General features: G+C 68.0%; 11 protein-coding genes. 6 read left to right on the top strand and 5 right to left on the bottom strand.

Features of this window, described 5'->3' with window-relative positions:
- Positions 1–400 precede the first annotated feature (400 nt).
- The 4 genes from SYV04_RS40335 to SYV04_RS40320 all read right to left on the bottom strand — a co-directional run bounded on the left by SYV04_RS40335 (position 401) and on the right by SYV04_RS40320 (position 6,275).
- Positions 401–880: a GFA family protein gene (locus tag SYV04_RS40335; protein WP_479691458.1), complete on the bottom strand. Its 480-nt coding sequence runs from the start codon at positions 878–880 to the stop codon at positions 401–403.
- A 51-nt stretch (positions 881–931) separates the two neighbouring features.
- The gene (locus SYV04_RS40330; protein ID WP_321551415.1) at positions 932–3,427 is read right to left on the bottom strand and encodes a CARDB domain-containing protein; all 2,496 of its coding nucleotides are present in this window, start codon (positions 3,425–3,427) and stop codon (positions 932–934) included.
- A 326-nt stretch (positions 3,428–3,753) separates the two neighbouring features.
- Positions 3,754–5,538, bottom strand: a complete 1,785-nt coding sequence (locus SYV04_RS40325; RefSeq protein ID WP_321551414.1) for a DUF5011 domain-containing protein — start codon at positions 5,536–5,538, stop codon at positions 3,754–3,756.
- 572 nt (positions 5,539–6,110) lie between these two features.
- Entirely contained in the window at positions 6,111–6,275 is a 165-nt protein-coding gene (locus tag SYV04_RS40320) for a hypothetical protein (RefSeq protein ID WP_321551413.1), read from the bottom strand.
- 507 nt (positions 6,276–6,782) lie between these two features.
- Between SYV04_RS40320 and fusA the strand changes: the two genes are divergently transcribed.
- Complete coding sequence (gene fusA, locus SYV04_RS40315; protein ID WP_321551412.1) at positions 6,783–8,885, top strand: elongation factor G; 2,103 nt, start codon at positions 6,783–6,785, stop codon at positions 8,883–8,885.
- Between the two features lie 174 nt (positions 8,886–9,059).
- Here fusA and SYV04_RS40310 read toward each other — a convergent pair whose 3' ends face one another.
- Positions 9,060–10,301 (bottom strand): hypothetical protein, encoded by a 1,242-nt coding sequence (locus tag SYV04_RS40310; RefSeq protein ID WP_321551411.1) that lies wholly within the window; start codon positions 10,299–10,301, stop codon positions 9,060–9,062.
- A gap of 102 nt (positions 10,302–10,403) precedes the next feature.
- Here SYV04_RS40310 and SYV04_RS40305 point away from each other — a divergent pair, with 102 nt between their 5' ends.
- The 5 genes from SYV04_RS40305 to SYV04_RS40285 all read left to right on the top strand — a co-directional run bounded on the left by SYV04_RS40305 (position 10,404) and on the right by SYV04_RS40285 (position 16,660).
- Positions 10,404–11,510 (top strand): aromatic ring-hydroxylating dioxygenase subunit alpha, encoded by a 1,107-nt coding sequence (locus SYV04_RS40305; protein WP_321551410.1) that lies wholly within the window; start codon positions 10,404–10,406, stop codon positions 11,508–11,510.
- Positions 11,507–12,064: an ester cyclase gene (locus tag SYV04_RS40300; protein ID WP_321551409.1), complete on the top strand. Its 558-nt coding sequence runs from the start codon at positions 11,507–11,509 to the stop codon at positions 12,062–12,064. The genes SYV04_RS40305 and SYV04_RS40300 overlap by 4 nt, the downstream gene beginning before the upstream one ends.
- A 106-nt stretch (positions 12,065–12,170) precedes the next feature.
- Entirely contained in the window at positions 12,171–13,475 is a 1,305-nt protein-coding gene (locus tag SYV04_RS40295) for a Zn-dependent hydrolase (protein ID WP_321551408.1), read from the top strand.
- A gap of 78 nt (positions 13,476–13,553) precedes the next feature.
- Positions 13,554–14,558, top strand: a complete 1,005-nt coding sequence (locus SYV04_RS40290; RefSeq protein WP_321551407.1) for an SRPBCC domain-containing protein — start codon at positions 13,554–13,556, stop codon at positions 14,556–14,558.
- Positions 14,559–14,653: 95 nt separating this feature from the next.
- Positions 14,654–16,660 carry a hypothetical protein gene (locus SYV04_RS40285; RefSeq protein WP_321551406.1) on the top strand — a complete coding sequence of 669 codons (2,007 nt, stop codon included), beginning with the start codon at positions 14,654–14,656 and terminating at the stop codon, positions 16,658–16,660.
- The last annotated feature ends 68 nt before the right edge of the window (positions 16,661–16,728 follow it).

The following is a 16,728-nucleotide window of genomic DNA, read 5'->3' as shown; positions in this document are numbered from 1 at the left end:
CGCGCGAAGCGGCCACCTCCTGCCGCACCTGCTGCTCGGAGCGGAAGAGGTAGCCGTCGTCCTGCGTGAACTCACCCAGCCGACCTTCTACTCGTAGAGCCAGTACCTCCCTCCGCCCCAGTTCGGACAGATGAGGTAGTCAGCCCAGCCGTCCTCCCGGCAGCAATCCAGCCTTGTGCCAACGCGCGCGGTGCAGCGCTGGTTTGCGTAGAGGTTGCAGGCGGGCAGGCCATTGCAGGCAGGGGTAGGACAAGCGGTGAACACGCCGTCGCACGTCACACCGGAGTTGGTCGTCGCGGAGCAGGTGATGCCCGAGCAGGAGACCGTCTGTCCCCCGTTGCAGGCCGCAGTACGGCGAGAGAGCACTTCACGGGAACACCTCCAGGGGTCGAGAGCTCCTCTACTTGGGGCGTGCACCCTTCGCGGCGAACTCGCGTATGAGCCCTTCGTACGCGGACATCTCCGGAAACGTTGGGTATGAATGCACCGCGGGCGTCGTCGCCCAGGGCAGCTTCTCCTTCGTGTAGGTCTCGATGTACGGCACGAACCAGCTCCGGTCGTCGAGCATGCTCGGCCGGAGGTTCACGAACATCTCCTCCATGCCCTCGGGCCGCGTGAACATCCACGTCATGCAGTAGTCGCAGAACATGTGCTTCGACGGCCCATGCAGCCCGCCCACCACGGGCTCTCCTGAGAGAATCTGAAAGCCGGGCGTGGGCACTGCCAGCGAGAGGCTGAAAGCGCTGGAGCTCATGCTCTGACAGCCCGTGCAGTGACACGCCATGGCGAGGAGCGGCGGCAGGGTGACGCGCAGGCGGACCTTCCCGCAGCGACACCCGCCTTCCCAGGGCAACTTCCATTCGGACGCAGGCTTTTCCATCCCGGCAGAGTGGGTCGCAGCCTGGCCGCTTGCAAGGAAAAGGACCGTGCCTCAGTGGACGCGCGCCCGAGGCAGGTTGGACGGCGCCGGGTAGCCCAGCAGCGACTCGAACGTCAGGTCCGAGCCCTTGATGCCCGTGGCCGGAGTTCCGCACACCAGCGTTGCCAGATCCTGCGCACGTCGCCCTAAATCGTCGAACTGCCGCGTCTGGCGCGTCACCGGATCCTGCACCGTTCCGCCCCTCAAGAAGGGAGACAGCACTGCCAGCTGGCCCTCGGCACGGTTGGCGATGTGTACGAAATCCGTGCCCGTCTCACCCGCATGGCACCCGTTGCACGTGTTGAGCGAGAACTTGTGCCGCGCCTCGGTGTTCACCGAGGGCGCACGCCAGAAGAAGTTCTCCGGCACCTTCGACGAAGCCCCCAGGAACCGCTGCCCGGAGAAGCGCTCCGGTACCGTGTGCTGCTCGGCCAGGATGTCCGCCTGGTTGGCGTTGATGAAGCTGCTCAGCGTGTTCGTGTTCTGGAAGCCGTTGTCCGGCGTCAGCTTCACCGTCGCCGGCTGCAGCCCCGATGTCGTCAGCACGAACTCCCGCATCTCCCACGGCTCGCCCAGCGCCACCTCGTTGGTGCGGATCTGGTTCAGCGCGCTGCCATGCGGCCGGCCCGGCATCACTCCCTCCTTGGCGAAGCGATTCGTCAGCGCGTGCAGCTTCATCTTGAAGTCCGGGTGGCTCAGCCCCAGCTGCCCCAGCTCATGCCAGTCATGCGCCCAGGCCTGGATTGCCTCCGGCGTCGTGCCCGGCAGCGCGTACTCGAAGATCACCGTGAACTCCAGCGGGTTGCCGTTCGGGTCCAGCACTCCGAAGACGAAGCGTCCCTCGCCGGCCTGCACCCCAGGTTGCCGCAGGTCCATCCGGTTGACGATCGCCAGCAGCCGGAACGGCGCATGCGCGAAGTTCAGCGGTTGATTGGGCCCGCCGCTCAGCTCCTCCCACGGCCCGAGCACCTTCGTCATCATCTGCGGCCGCGCCGGCACGGTCAGCCCGTTGATCGTCTGCGTCGTCGTCCACGTCCGGAGCCACTGGCGCACCAGCGGAGACGGATCCTGTCCCCCCGCCAGCGAGCGCATCAGCGTTTCGAAGTGCCAGGCGCCACCCACCGGCGTGCGGATCATGTCCTCCACCACCGAGAGCGAGGTGATGACCAGCTCCTCCGAGCGGTCGATGGTGCATGAGGCCGGGCCGCACGCCTGGGTGGACTCACAGCCGTTGGCCGCGTTGCCGTCGCAGTCGTACGTCCCCACCGGGCAGCCGATGCCACACGTGCTCGCCACGCAGACACCCTCCGCGTTGCCCCGATCCGGGCAGGTGGTGCCGCAGGTGCCGCAGTGGTCCGCGTCCGACGTCAGGTCCACCTCGCAGCCGTTGGCCGGGTTCCCGTCACAGTTGGCGTAGCCCTGCGGGCACGGCGTCTCGTACGTGGGTCCCCCGATGCACGTGGACTCGTTGAGCGCGGCGTCCCGCGCCGCGACGAACACCCGACGGATGCTGCCCACGCCCGTGGCGGCCACCGTGAGCGTGGCGCTGAAGGTGCCATTGGCGCTCGCGGAGACCGTGGCCACCGGATTGCCCGTGCATTGCACGTCCACGAAGATGCCCACCTCGCTCAGCGGCTCGGCGGTGCCCCGGACGAAGAGCTGATGCTGCGTGGTGCCGTAGCTCCAGTTCGTCTCGACCAGCACAGGTGGGGCTGGCGGCGTCGTGTCCGTGTTCCCGTACCCGGCTGGTGCGGGGATGTTGGTGCAACTCGAGGCATTGCCCGCGAAGTCATACGCCCGCGCGGAGTAGCTGATCACCGAATAGGACGGCAGGTCGAGCGGCACCTCGCAATACGTGTTCGAACCGGTCGCGGAGTCCGCCAGCGGCATCCCTTGGCAGCTGCCTCCGCCGTAGATGCGGACGGTCGCGTTCGCCTCGGTCTGCACCGACAGCTGGGGCAGCTGCGGGATGCCACTCCCCTGCGTCGTCCACGCAAGCACCGGAGCCGCAGGCGCGGTGATGTCCACCAGGATGCGGCCCCCCCCGCGCTGGTTGTTGCTCTCACTCACCTCGCTCACCCGGCCCTGCGGATCCACGATGGCGCCCAGGAAGTAGCTGCCCTCTCCGACGCTCGGCATCACCGCCCGCGCGCTCGCATCCCGGCAGTACCCCGCAGACACCGGCACCCGCATGCTGGTGCTCAGGTACTCGTCGCGCTCATCGATGACGTTGTCGAGAGAGAGGAAGAAGGCCACCTCGGTGCTGGCCTCCACCTCGCCCCGGTTGCACAGCCGCGCGCGAAGCAAGGTGGCCGTGTTCGCGCCCAGTTCCGAGGGCCCCGTCACCAACTCGAGCTGGAAGTCCGGCATGCCCGTGTCGGAAGGCGCCCCTGGGCCATCCCAGCCACCGGGCTCGGTGTCGAAGTCCGGATCACCTGGATACGGCCCCGCAGAACAGCCCACGAGCGCACCCGCGAGTGCGCCCAACCACCACTTCGGCATGTGCATAAGAGGTCTGCTTTCAGGGATGCGAGAGCTACCGGCCCGTCCCGCGTACTTCGGACCCACGATCGCCCACGCCCAACCCACTCGGGCCCAACCAAGCCCTCGGACGTACCAACCGTGTCTCTATTCACCCCGTGTCCTCGTTCGCAGATCGAGGACATCGATCGACTGCTCAAGACGCTCTACCGGGCGCTCACTCCTGGCTCGGGTTCGTCTTCACGGTCGAGCACCCCAGCTCCATGTCGCCGCCACGGCCAGCCGCGGAAGCGCACCAGGGATGGGACCCCATGAGAAACCGGGGCGCCCAAGAGGCGCCCCGGGGGTGGGACCTACCAGGGGCAGTTGACCACATGCACGGTGCGGGTCAGGGGCGGGGCGCTGTTGCCACCGGTGTCCGTCAGCGAGTACGTCACCGTGTAGGTGCCCGCGGCCCAGCCGTTCACCTCACCGGTGCGCCACACGGTGTGCGTCAGCGAGCCGTAGCACGCGTCCGAGGCCGTCACGCCGGGGTCATTCCACATGCTGCCGCAGGTGTGCGTCACCTCCGCCGCGCCGAGGAACTGCAGCGTGGGCGCCTGGGAGTCCTCCACGTTTACCGTGCGGGTAGCGCTCACCGTGCGCCCCTGCGCGTCCCACGCGACGTAGGAGATCGTGTAGTTGCCCTCGACCCCCGGGTTCGGGCCGGGGCCAGAGGAGTCCGAGCCCGTGTTGTGCCCGCGCACCACGAGCGGGTTGCCGCACCCGTCGAACGCCTGGGCGCCGAGGTCGGTGTAGGTGGCGCCCTGGGTACACTGCAGGTTCATCGTCGCTGGGCCGTTGAGCACCATCGTGGGCTGCTGCGCGCCGCATTCCTGGGGCTGCTCGTCCTGCACCAGCCGCATCCGGGTGCGGTCGTACAAGCTGTAGAGCATCAGGAAACGGCCCGGACTCGTCGCGGCGATGCCCGGCGCATCCGACTGGGTCGTGTAGGCGGTGGAGGAGAGCAAGAGCTGCTCGCCGGCCGCGCCGCTGGTGGACACCTGGGTGCCGAACGCCTTCACGGCCCCCTCGTGGTTGCCCACCCAGGCCACCCGATAGTCCTGCCCATCGAAGGTGACCGCGGCAGCCTGGGTGCTCGCCGTGCCCACGGTGGTGTAGGGCGTGAGGGCCGTGCCTGTCGCGCCCTGCACCCGGGCCGCCTCGAGCGTGCCGTTACTGAGCCGCCAGACCACCAGGAAGTTGCTGCCGTCCGAGGCCACCACCGGGCTCTGTTCCTGGGCTCCTGGGGCGGCGATGAGAGGCCGCGGCGTTGCGTCGAGCACCTGCCGGGATGCGGCGTCGATGCGCACGCCATAGACGTTCTGCGACCCGCCGGTGTTGTCGGACCAGGTCACCAGGTAGCGCCCGCCGCCGTAGGCCACCTTGGGGGAGCTGCCCTGGCGCCGGCTGATGACGAAGCTGTAGCCCGAGTGGGGCTGCCCGGTCGCGGGGTTCACCCAGGCACCGAGGATGCCGTCTTCGATGAACCCGTCCTGAGTGCCGTAGGCGCCGTTCCAGACGACCAGGTAGCTCGCCCCGTCGAAGGCAATGGCGGGGTTCATGTGCGGCAGCGGGTAGCCTGTGCGGCTGGGATACGGATGGCTGATGTTGCGGGGGCTGTCGAGCAGCGCGCCATCCGACGCTCTCACCCGCACCGCGTAGGCGAAGGGCACTCGGCTCCAGGCGACGAGGAAGTTCGTCCCGTCGAAGCCGGCCGCGGGGTACACATCCACATCCGAAGCCGTCCCGAGGGCGATGGGCTCGGAGTCCAGCAGTGCGCCCGTCGAGGCATTCACCCGCGTCGCGAAGACGTCATGGGAAGAGGGGCTGTTTTGGCTGTTGGCCTCGGTCCATACGACCAGGTACATGCCATTGCCCGCGACGATGGAGGGCATGGTCTGGTGAATCCACGGCGGCGGGGTGACAGTCCGTGTCGACAAGTCGGGTGAGATGACAGGGGAGGCGGACGTGGCCTGCGCCATGGGCAGCCGAGCCCGGGCGGCCAGCGTGGAGTCTGGCTCGGGCTGCTGCTCTGTGGAACCACAGCCCGCGAGAGCGCTGACCACTACCGAGCCCAGGAGGGCGGTGCGAGACAACGCCTTGAGGCCTCTAAAGGGAACCCAATGCTGGATCTTGGTCATAACGGGATTTATAGCTTTTTAAGAATAAGCAGTTGCTGAAGATTTCCAGGGTGAATGAACTTGTAGGAAATCAGACAGTTCCGGAGCGTGAAGGCCACGGGCTGCCCAATCTGAGGGGTTTATTCCGCTTAAGCATGGATGCTTAGGAAAAATCGCATTGCGGCTATTGTGTATTTTTCTACTTGTGCGGCACTATTCCTCCCGCAGTCCACCCCGGCACTTGCGGCCACTGGAGTCCGCAAGAAGGCCCCCACGCGAGGTACGAGCATGAAGTTCTTCAAAGCGGTTTTTCTCCTCTCGGTCACGTCTCTGGTTGCAGGCTGCGGCGTTGACACCACGGAAGAGCCGATGCCGATCGAGCAATCGGTGATCAGCACGGAGATGAGCTCCGAGGCAGTCCTCTCATCCTTCGCTGTGGCCCCCACCCTGACATGCACTGGCAGCATCACCTGTGAAACCAGGAATTCGGCGACCACCGTTCTGTGTAAGGAGGGCGGCGGTAACTGCACTGCGACCTGTCCGCCTAATTATTGGAAGACTGGCGGCGGCTGCAGCTGGGTGACGCCCACGCCCACGCCCGAGCCTGAGCCCACGCCCACTCCTACCCCCACGCCCATCCCCCCCACGCCCGCGCCTGCGCCCGCGCTATAGACCTGCTGCGCGTCGCTCGGGGTCTCCTCGCAACGTCTCATCGATGAGGCGGGCTGCCGATTCCGCCGCACCGGCGAGAGGCTCGTGTCGCCGCCACGAGCAGACTCTCGATGACAAGAGCCCCCAGCCCGAGGGGGCGGTTGTTCGAACCTCGGTGGCTGCGAGTCATGCGGTTGACAAACGCAGCCCTCTGCTTACATATGTTTGAGTTATGAGGCCCGTCTGCACCATTCTGGGTGTGCCGTCCGTGCGCGTGCTCGCGCCGGTGGCGGACGTGCGTCTCGACTCCCGTCACAAGGTGCTGCTCGACATTTGAGCAGGCGGACCGAAGTCCCCTGGCGCGGATTGGCTGGTTTCCGTGTGCCGAGCGGGTTCGGTTCGCCCTGATCCTTCCCGGACTTCGTGTGTCTTCGCGCTGACCTGAGCGCCCCCAAGGGGGCGCTGCCAGGCCCGTGCGCGCGCCCGTGTGCCCGGGGCTCAATGTCTCTCAACCAGTGTCTGTCTTTTGACCCGCGGGTGGCCTCACCCGACGGGAACGGGAAACCTTTATGTCTCGCACCACACGCATCGAGCGCTACCGCAACATCGGCATCATGGCCCACATCGACGCGGGCAAAACCACGCTCACCGAGCGGATCCTCTTCTTCACGGGTCGCATCCGCGCCATGGGCGAGGTGCATGCTGGCTCCACCGAGATGGACTGGATGGTGCAGGAGAAGCAGCGCGGCATCACCATCACCTCGGCGGCCACCACCGCCTTCTGGAAGCCGATGCGAGGGCCCTTCGTGGGCACCGCGCACCGCATCAACATCCTGGACACTCCGGGACACGTGGACTTCACCATCGAGGTGGAGCGCTCGCTGCGCGTGCTGGATGGCGCGGTGGCGGTGTTCGACGCCAGCCAGGGCGTGGAGCCCCAGTCGGAGACGGTGTGGCACCAGGCCAACCGGCATGGGGTGCCGCGCATCGCCTTCCTCAACAAGATGGACAAGGTGGGCGCGGACTTCGCCATGAGCGTGCATTCCATCCGCCAGCGGCTGGATGCCAACCCGGTGCCGGTGCAGCTCCCCATCGGAGCTGGCCCGGAGTTCAGCGGCGTCGTGGACCTGCTGCGCATGAAGGCCTTCCACTTCGACGAGGCGTCGGGAGAGCCCTCGGAGCGGGAGTTCCCCGAGGCGCTGCGCGCCGAGGCGGAGGCGTTGCGCCTGCGGCTCATCGAGGCGTGCGCGGAGGTGGATGGCACTGTCCTGCGGAAGTACGTGGAGGGAAGGCTGGCGGACATCACGGAGGAGGAGCTGGAGCGCGCGCTCCGCGCGGGTACCTTGCAGCGGCAGCTGGTGCCGGTGCTCTGCGGGGCGGCTTTCAAGAAGAAGGGTGTGCAGATGCTGCTGGATGCGGTCGTCAACTACCTCCCCGCGCCGTCGGATCTCCCGGCGGTCGAGGGCGTCACTCCGGACACCGAGGTGCAGGTCACCCGCTCGGCCAACGAGGAGGAACCCGTGTGCGCGTTCGTCTTCAAGCTCATGCACGACAAGGCGGTGGGGAGCATCGTCTTCCTGCGCGTCTACTCGGGCACGCTGCGCACGGGCATGGCCGTGCTCAACCCCCGCCAGCAGCGCCGCGAGCGCGTCGGGCGGCTGATGTTCATGCATGCCAACAAGCGAGAGGAGGTGGATGAGGTGCATGCGGGCGACATCTGCGCGGCGCTGAACCTGCGCGGGGTGCGCACGGGCGACACGTTGTGCGCGCTGGAGGCTCCGGTGGTGCTGGAGTCGCTCCGCTTCCCCGAGCCGGTCATCCAGCTCGCCATCGAGGCGCGCTCTCGGGGGGAGCAGCAGAAGATGGAGGACGGACTGGTGAGGCTGGCGGCGGAGGATCCCTCGCTGCGCGTGGTGGTGGACCCGGAGACCGGGCAGCAGCTGCTGTCCGGCATGGGCGAGCTGCACCTGGAGATCGTGGTGGATCGCCTGCGGACCGAGTACGGCGTGGAGGCGCGCGTAGGCCAGCCCAAGGTGGCCTACCGCGAGTCGCTGCGTCAGAAGGTCCGCCAGGACTACCGCCACGTGCGACAGACCGGCGGGCCCGGACAGTACGCCCATGTGGTGATGGAGGTGGGGCCGGCGCCGCGAGGCTCGGGACTGGTCTTCGTGGATGACACGCACAACGGCGTCATCCCGAAGGAGTTCATCCCGGCCATCGAGAAGGGGGTGGAGGGCGCCATGCAGCGTGGCGTGCTGGCGGGCTACCCGGTGGTGGACGTGGAGGTACGGCTGGTGGATGGGAGCACGCACGTGCGTGACTCCACCCCCCAGGCGTTCACCCTGGCCGGCTCTCTGGCCTTCCAGGAGGCGGCGCGCAGGGCGGGCGTGAGGTTGCTGGAGCCCGTGATGGACGTGGAGGTCACCACGCCGGAGGAGTTCCTCGGAGAGGTTCTCGGGGATCTGTCCGCGCGGCGTGGGCGTGTGCGGGGGATGGAGGGCCATGGCACGGTGCGGAGCGTCTCCGCGCAGGTGCCCATGGCCAGCCTCTTCGGCTACGTGACCAGCTTGCGGGGGCGCACCCAGGGCCGGGCCATGGCCACCCTGAAGCTGGCCACCTACGAGCCGGTGCCTGACACGCTGCAGGAGTCGGTGCTGGAGGCTCAGCAGTAAGAAGCCAGGGCCCCGGGGAGCGATGTGCCCCGGGGCCCTCTGCTCGAAGTACGCGCGCAAGTTGCGGGGCGTGTCCGCGCAGGCGGTGCCGGAGGTGGCGTGCGCTGGAGACGCGCCACGCGGTGAAGGCGGAGAAGACGTGGGCCCATGCCAGGACGCGGGAGCGGCGGCAAGCTATTCGCTCCTGGGGCTGGAGTGGCCGGCCATCGGTGTGCGGCTGACCGCCTGACTCTCGCCGGAGAACTTCACGGACGACGGGAGCCAGGGCAGGGCGGTGGAGGACTTCGGGCCCTCCTCCCGCACCAGCAGCGCCGAGCCCACCACGAGCCCCGCGACGACCATGACCCACGACGGCACGAAGTGAAGGTCCTGTACCATCCCGATGCCGAGCGTCGAGCCCACCCAGGCCGCGAGCGTGAAGAGGATCCAACGCCCGTGAAGACGCGTGTCCCTACGGGGGCCGAGGCACGCGGGGGCGTAGGCGAAGAGGGCCACGGTGTACAGCGAGGCGGCGGACACATAGCCGACGGAGGCGAGCGGCGCGAGTGACGGCGAGTGCTGCAAGAGCTGGATGGCGAAGACGATCAGGACGTAGGACAGGACCAGGGTGGAGCGAAGCCTGCCGCGATCGATGAGCCAGCCGCCGAGGAGCGCCGACCCGAGGTGCAGGGCGCTGTTTCGCCACTGCAACAGCTCCGTTCCCCAGGAGGCGGCCTTCAGCGTCGGGGTGCTCATGATGACGGCGAACGCCCCCGAGTCGAGCCAGATCAGCGCGAAGAAGATCGCCAGGATCGGCCAGAACCCCGCTGGCTCCTTCTCGGGCTCCGGTTCGCCTCCCTCCGTTGTCAGGCGCTCCGAGGAGGCGGCATCGCGCGGGACGAACGTCATGCCTACCCCGAGCGCGCACGCCACGAGCGAGGCAAGCCCCTTGGCCTCGGGTGACGCGAGGAACAGCCAGGGGACGCTGCCGATGGCGTAGGCCAGGCCCGTCCCGAGCCCCACCTTCATGCCGACCCGCTCCACTCGGAAGGACGGCCGCGCGGCGGCGACCAGGCAGATGTAGCTCAGGCTCACGCCCAGCCCCATGCCTGCCGCGGACAGGACCAGGAGCGGCAATGCCTCCGAGGCCAGCGACAGCGCGATAGCCACGAACGACACCCCGAACCCCAGCCGCAGGGGCGTGACCGGGTGCCTGGCGCGAAGCAGTCCGGGCGCCGCCAGGCTGGTCGTGAACCCGGCCAGCCCCATGGCGGCGAGCACGTAGCGCGCCTGGGTCGTCCCGAGCGCGAGCTGCTGGAGCCGGTCGATGAATCCGAGCTGCACGTACAACAGGAGGACGATGTGGTTCACGGCGAGGCCACCGACGCTGGCCACATCCTGGAGCGTCACCGCAGCGCTTCCCGTCGTGTTCCTCATGGGGCCCATTCTTCAAACGGCTCCCGGTGCCAGCACCGCCAGGGCACCCCCCGGGCTGCTCTTGACTTCATGCGGTGACCTGTCACTTGTGAGCGGATGAGCATGCGTGACGCTTGGTACCCCGTCCTCCTCAGCAAGGAGCTGCCCGGGGGACAGCCACTTCCAGTGAAACTCTTCGGGGATCCGCTGGTGCTCTTCCGTGACGAATCGGGCCAGCCGGCCTGCTTCCTCGACGCCTGTCCGCATCGCTTCGTCCCTCTCTCGCTCGGAAAGGTGCGGCGGGGCCGGCTCGCGTGCGCCTATCACGGTTGGCAGTACAACGGGGCGGGGCGCTGTGTCCACCTGCCGCTCTTGCCGGAGGGACAGTCCATCCCCCGGACCGCGGTGGCCCACGCCTACCCCTGCATGGAGCGAGAGGGGGCCGTGTGGATCTGGCCGGGAGACCCCCGCCGCGCCGCCGCCAGCCCCCTGCCGCTGCCGACGGAGCTGCCCGAGGGGTTCGAGCTGACCAACCAACTCCACAAGCGCATCCCCAGTCGGTACGACTACCTCATCGAGCACGTGCTCGATCTTCCCCACTTCTTCCAGGTCCACGCGGCGACGCTGCTGAGGCTCTACCCCGCCTCGCGCAAGAGCCTGCCCGAGGTCGTCGATGTGCAGGAGAGCGCCGAGGAGATGACCGTGCGCTTCTACTATCAGATCTTCTCCCAGCGACTGCCGGTGACCATGAAGATCTTCCGCCCGTGTCACATGCGGGTGGACATGGCCCTGCCCGGGGGCCGCTCCTTCACGGCGCTGTTCTTCAACACCCCGACCGATGAGACCCACACGCGGGGCAACATGTTCGTCTACCGAGGCTTCCTCACGGCGCCCGTCCTCCGGCAGCTCTCCAACTGGCTGCTGGAGCTGACGTTCTACAAGGCCATCAACGAGGACATGCACTTGCTCTCCGGACAGATGGAGAACCTCGCGATGAAGGCCAAGAGCACGACCGGGTACTTCTTCGATGCGCTCCTGAACCGCTACCACCGGTGGCAGCGCCACGCCGACGAGCAGGACCTGTGGTTCCAGGGGTTCGAGCACGCTCGGCAGCGCTGCGCGGCCAGTCCTGCCCTGGAGAGTGCCGCGGTGCCCCCCGAAGTCGAAGCTGCCCCCGCAGGGCCCGCCCCCTGGGGCCGCCCGCCCGCATTTGGAGGAAGTGACCGATGACCCCAGAAGAAGCGTGTGCGCTGGCGATCCGTTGCCGCGTCGAACTCCCGCGCAAGCCCGAGCTGGCGGACGAAATCCTGGCCCCTGGCTTCGTGCTCCACGCGCTCGATCCGCTCACTCCGCCGCTGGGCATGGGCGCCGAGAGCCTCAAGCGGGCGGCCCAGCTCTACATCAGCGCCGTGCCCGACATGGCGTTCAAGGTCGAGGACATCGTCGCGGCCGGGGACCGGGTGTCGGTGCGGTGGACCTCCGAGGGTACGCACACCGCGCGCCTGCTGGGCTTTCCCGCGACCCGAAAGCGGCTGAAGTTCCAGGGTATCGACATGTTCCGGATCTCCGACGGCAAGATCCAGGAGGCCTGGACGAGCTGGGATGTCCTGGGGGTGCTGCCGCAGCTGGGGGTCATCCCGTCCCTCGGGGCGGTGCTTGGGCTCCACCTGGGCCTGTTCCCGCGGCTGCCGCTCTGGGTCCTCAACCGGGGCCAGTCCTCGAAAGCTGCTCAGGGCTCCTCGGTGGAGCTATCCAAGGTGGGCTCGGCGACCCGGGAGACATAAGGAGACCGCCGGAGCCGTGCCGAGGCTGTTGGAAAAAGGAGACCCACTCGCGCAAGGTCCCGAGGACGCTCCTCTCCATCCCCGCATCAGCGCTATGAAGTGGGTCATGAACCCTTCTTCGAAGCGTGTGATCTCCGACCTCAAGGAACTCGAGAAGCTCACCTCCGACGAGCGCGGTGCCCAGCGCGTCGCGTGGGGCCCCGTCTGGCGCAAGGCGCGCGAGTGGTTCGCGGGCAAGCTGAAGAATGAGCTCTCCCTCCCCATACGCCAGGACGGCGCAGGGAACCTCTGGGCCACGCTCCAGGGCGACTCCGAGCGGAGCATCGTCATTGGCAGCCATCTCGACTCGGTCCCTGGTGGCGGCTGGCTCGACGGCTGTCTCGGCGTGCTCGCAGGGCTCGAGGTCCTTCGCGTATACGCCGCGAAGGGCGAACGCCCGCCGGTGACGATCCACATCGTTGATTGGGCCGACGAGGAGGGCGCGCGCTTCGGCCGCAGCCTCACCGGGTCCGCCGCGTCCGCCGGCTCGCTCGAGCCGCACAAGGAACTCGCGCACCTCGTGGACCGCGCCGGCGTGAAGCTCCCCGACGCGCTGAACGAGAACGGCATCACCCTCGATGGCATGAAGACCGCGCGGAAGTACTTCGACGACCTGCGGGCCGAGGCCTACCTCGAGCTGCACATCGAGCAGGGGCCGGTGCTGCAGGAGATGAAGCGCCCGGTAGGCGTCGTCCTCGGGACGATGGGCGTCGAGCGCCACCATCTGAAGTTCATCGGGCAGGCCGCGCACTCCGGCGCCGCGCCGCTGCACCTGCGCCAGGATGCGTTCCTCGCAGGCGCCCGATTCGCCCTCGCCGCGCAGGCGCTCGCGACGAAGCTCTCCGGGAAGACGCCGCGCACGCGCGTGGTCGCGACCTGCGGCGTGGTGAAGGTCGAGCCGAACTTCGTCACCGCGGTGCCGGGCCGCACGGAGATCTCCATCGACATGCGCGCGCTCGACGCAGACGTGCTCGCGAAGCTGCTCGCGGGGACGAAGAAGGCGTCGCTCGCCGCTGCGAAGGAGTTCAAAGTCAAGGTCGAGTGGAGCCCGATCCTCAAGATCACCCCGCGCATCTTCGATGAGACGCTCACCGGCTTCGTGCGAAAAGCGGTCAAGGACGTCACCGGCCATTCGCCGGAGATCCCATCGGGTCCGCTCCATGACGCGGCGGAGATGGCCGACATCGTGCCGACCGCGATGGTCTTCGCGCAGTCATCACCGGGCATTTCGCACACCCGCATCGAGGACACGCCGGAGCCGGCGCTCGACAAGTCGGTGCGCGCGTTCCTCGCGACGGTCGAGCAGACCGTGAAGCACCTCGCGCGGAAGGCCGAGCCCCGGCGCAAGCTGGCCGCCGGAGGTCGCCGCTAGGACCGTTTCCGGTTTTCGCTGTGGGCAAAGCCTCGGTTCCGTTGAGTCGGGGCGAAACGCTTCAGGGGGTCGAAGAGCATGGCGACGAAGAAGCAGGAACAGCAGCCGATCGATGCATATCTGGCGAGCGTGAAGGACCCGGTAGCGAGGAAGACGCTAGGGGCGCTGCGCCAGCAACTGCGCAAGCTGCTTCCAGGGGCAACCGAGACGATCAGCTACCGGATGCCCGCCTTCAAGGTCGATGGGGACGTCGTGGCGGGCTTCGCGTTCTTCAAGAGCCACTGTGGCTACTACCCGTTCAGCGGCGGTGTGGTGCCGGCACTGAAGCCGGAGCTGGAAGGGTACGCCACGTCGAAAAGCGGCGTCACCTTCCTGCCCGACGAGCCGCTGCCGGCGAAGCTGGTGAAGCGGTTGGTGCAGGCGCGACTCGCGGAGCTTGCCCCGGGCGGGAAGAAGCCCGCGGCCGCGAAGAAGAAGGCGCTCATCACCGAACGTGTGACCGACAGCGCCGTGAAGGAGGCCACCGGACGGGATTGGAAGGCCTGGATGCGCGCCTTGGATGCAGCGGGGGCGGCCGAGCTGAACCACAAGGAGCTTGTCGCGCTCGTGGCCCGGGAGGTCGAGTCCGGCTGGTGGCAGCAGTCGATCTCGGTGGCGTATGAGCAAGCTCGCGGCAAGCGGGTGGTGGGCGAGACAGCCACGACGGGTTTCCAGGTGGGGGTGGTGCGCACGCTGCCGATGACCGCTCCCGAGTTGTGGGACCTGCTCACGAAGCAGGCGGAGCGCTGGCTGGGTCCGGGCGCGAAGCTGAAGTTCGAGCCGGGGAAGGGCTATGAGGTTCCCAAGAGGCGCGGAGCCCCCGGCGTGCGCGGAGAGCTGCGGGTGGTGAAGCCCGGAGAGCGCCTGCGCATGACGTGGCAGCCAGACAGCTGGACGAAGCCGGCCACGTTGCAGCTCACCCTGGAGTCCAAGGCGAGAGGTGCCGCCCTCCACGTACACATGGAGAAGCTGCCGGACGCGAAGGCCCGGGAGGCCATGCGCGAGCACTGGTCGAAGATCCTCGCGAATATCGCGAAGGATTGATCTGGGGGACGCCCGCGCGGACACTGCGTAGACGCCTCCTCCCTGACTGGCTACGCTGCGCCTGGGTGAGGAGAGGGGCCGGGCCCGGAGAAGACATGCGACGCTTTCCGTTCCCCTGGATGCTGCTGGCCGCAGCGCTCTTCGTTGCCTGCCGCGCTGCCAGTGACGACGGTGCCCCACCGCCCGAGCTGCCCCCCACCGCTCCGCCCGAGCCGCCCGAGCCGCCCCCCACCACCCCTCCCAACGTGACGGGCGTGCTCATCGCGGCGGCCCCTACGACCCTGGCACCGGGAGAGACTGCGGGCCTCACCGCGCGTGTCCAAGGTCTCGGGGCGACGCACCGTGGCGTCACCTGGAGCCTCGTTCAAGGTCCGGGACGGTTCGCGCCCGCCACGCCCTACGGCAGCTCCACGGATGCCTTGTTCTTCGCGGACAGCACCTTCACCGGGACGGTCGTCGTGGAGGCGACCTCCATCGCAGACCCGAGCCGCTCGGCGAGGCTGTCGCTCACGGTCTCGCCCCGCCCCACCGAACACCTGCGCACGGAGCTCCTCGCGCCCGCATGCAAGGTGAGGCTCAGGCCCATGTGGGCGTGCGAGGGCGTGGTGACGGGGGAGCACCTCTCCGTCCGCGCTACCGTCTGGTCGACCTATGAGGCCAGCGCGGTCGCACGCATTCCTGGAACGGACCGACAGACACCCCTCACGTACAACTCCGGCAACCTCGTGGGCACCTTGGACCTCGGTCCGCTGAGCCCGGGGCAGCACCCGTTGGAGATCGTGGTCACGGATAGCCGGGGAAACAGCCTCGTCACTCCGGCGACGTTCGTGCTCGATCGTCCTCCCCATCTGGAGGTGGCTGAGCCGGCCTCATGGCAGGTCGCTCTCTCCTCCACCACCCAGCGTCTCCGCGCGACATGCGCGGATGACGCGACGGAGTGCAAGTTGGTGGCTCGGGTCGCCGGGCAGTACGAGTCCGTGTCCGTGGCGGAGGGCATCGGGACGCTCGATGCGAGCGTAGACCTCTCCTCGTTCACGGACAGGCGCTTGCAACTGGAGTTCATCGCGGAGGACTCTCTGGGCCAGCTCACCTCGCAGCGACAGACCGTGCTCGTCGTGACGAGCCCCTCCCTGGAGCGGGTCGCCACCGTCCCCGGACAGCTCGTGGACGTGGATGATTCCCGCCTCCTCTACGCCACCGGGGGAAGCGCCCTCGGCAATGACACCGGCCTGGTGGTGCGCCACCGGTCCTCGGGCCAGGACACCCCGGTTCCCGTTCCCGAGGGGAGGAGAGTCGGGGACGCTCAGCTCATCTCCTCCGGAGTGCTCTTCTCCTTCTGGACCGACGATTCGACCCGGCGGCTGTATGAGTATCGCCAGGGCTCCCTCATTGAGCTGGATCCGGACAAGGCACTCGTGTGGGTCAAGGCAGCGAGAGACCATGCCCTCTGGTCGCACTACCCAGGCGATGAGCTGATGCTGCGGAACTTCGCGACCGGCGCCACGGTGTCCGTTGGGCAGGGCGCGAACAGTTTCAACGATGTTGCCCGGAACGGCTTCGTTGCGTTCTGGGGCCTCGGATACGACATCCACACCTTTCAGGACGGCGTGACGCGGCGCCTGACGAATGACCCGGACGCCACGACGTGGAACACGTACCCGGTCACGGACGGGACGCTCGTCGTCTACCGCAAGCACCTGGTCGCCTCGCAGACGTTCGTGATTGCCCTCCACACCGGAGAACAGGAGACGCTCCTCACGCAGCCGCGCGCCCAGGCGTCTTTTTTGGGGCCGCAGCCGGGCATCGACTATGCGGTGAACGGGGGCTGGGTGGCCTATACCGCCCCGAGCGGGGCGGGACAGCTCCAGGTGTGGTTGCGCAGCCCGCTCGGTGAGACGCGGAAGGTCTCCGACTTCGGTACTCCAAGCACCGTGGCAGCGCTCGGCCCGGAGGGACAGATCGCTGTCCGTACCGGCGAGCACCTGCACGTGAGCCAGGCGGATGGGACCCTGCTGGACCTGGGCCCCGTGCCAGGCCGCGCCCTGTGGGTGGACGGAGCCTGGCACGTCCTGGTGGCGGACACCCTGTTCCGGGTGCGCTGACGGAGTGGGCAGCTCAGGAAGTCTCCTGCCCCGTAGGCCGCCGCCTCCATTCCCAGAAGCCCAGCCAT

This window comes from Hyalangium ruber, assembly GCF_034259325.1.
Classification (GTDB): domain Bacteria; phylum Myxococcota; class Myxococcia; order Myxococcales; family Myxococcaceae; genus Hyalangium_A; species Hyalangium_A rubrum.
This window is presented reverse-complemented; position numbering and strand designations above follow the sequence as displayed.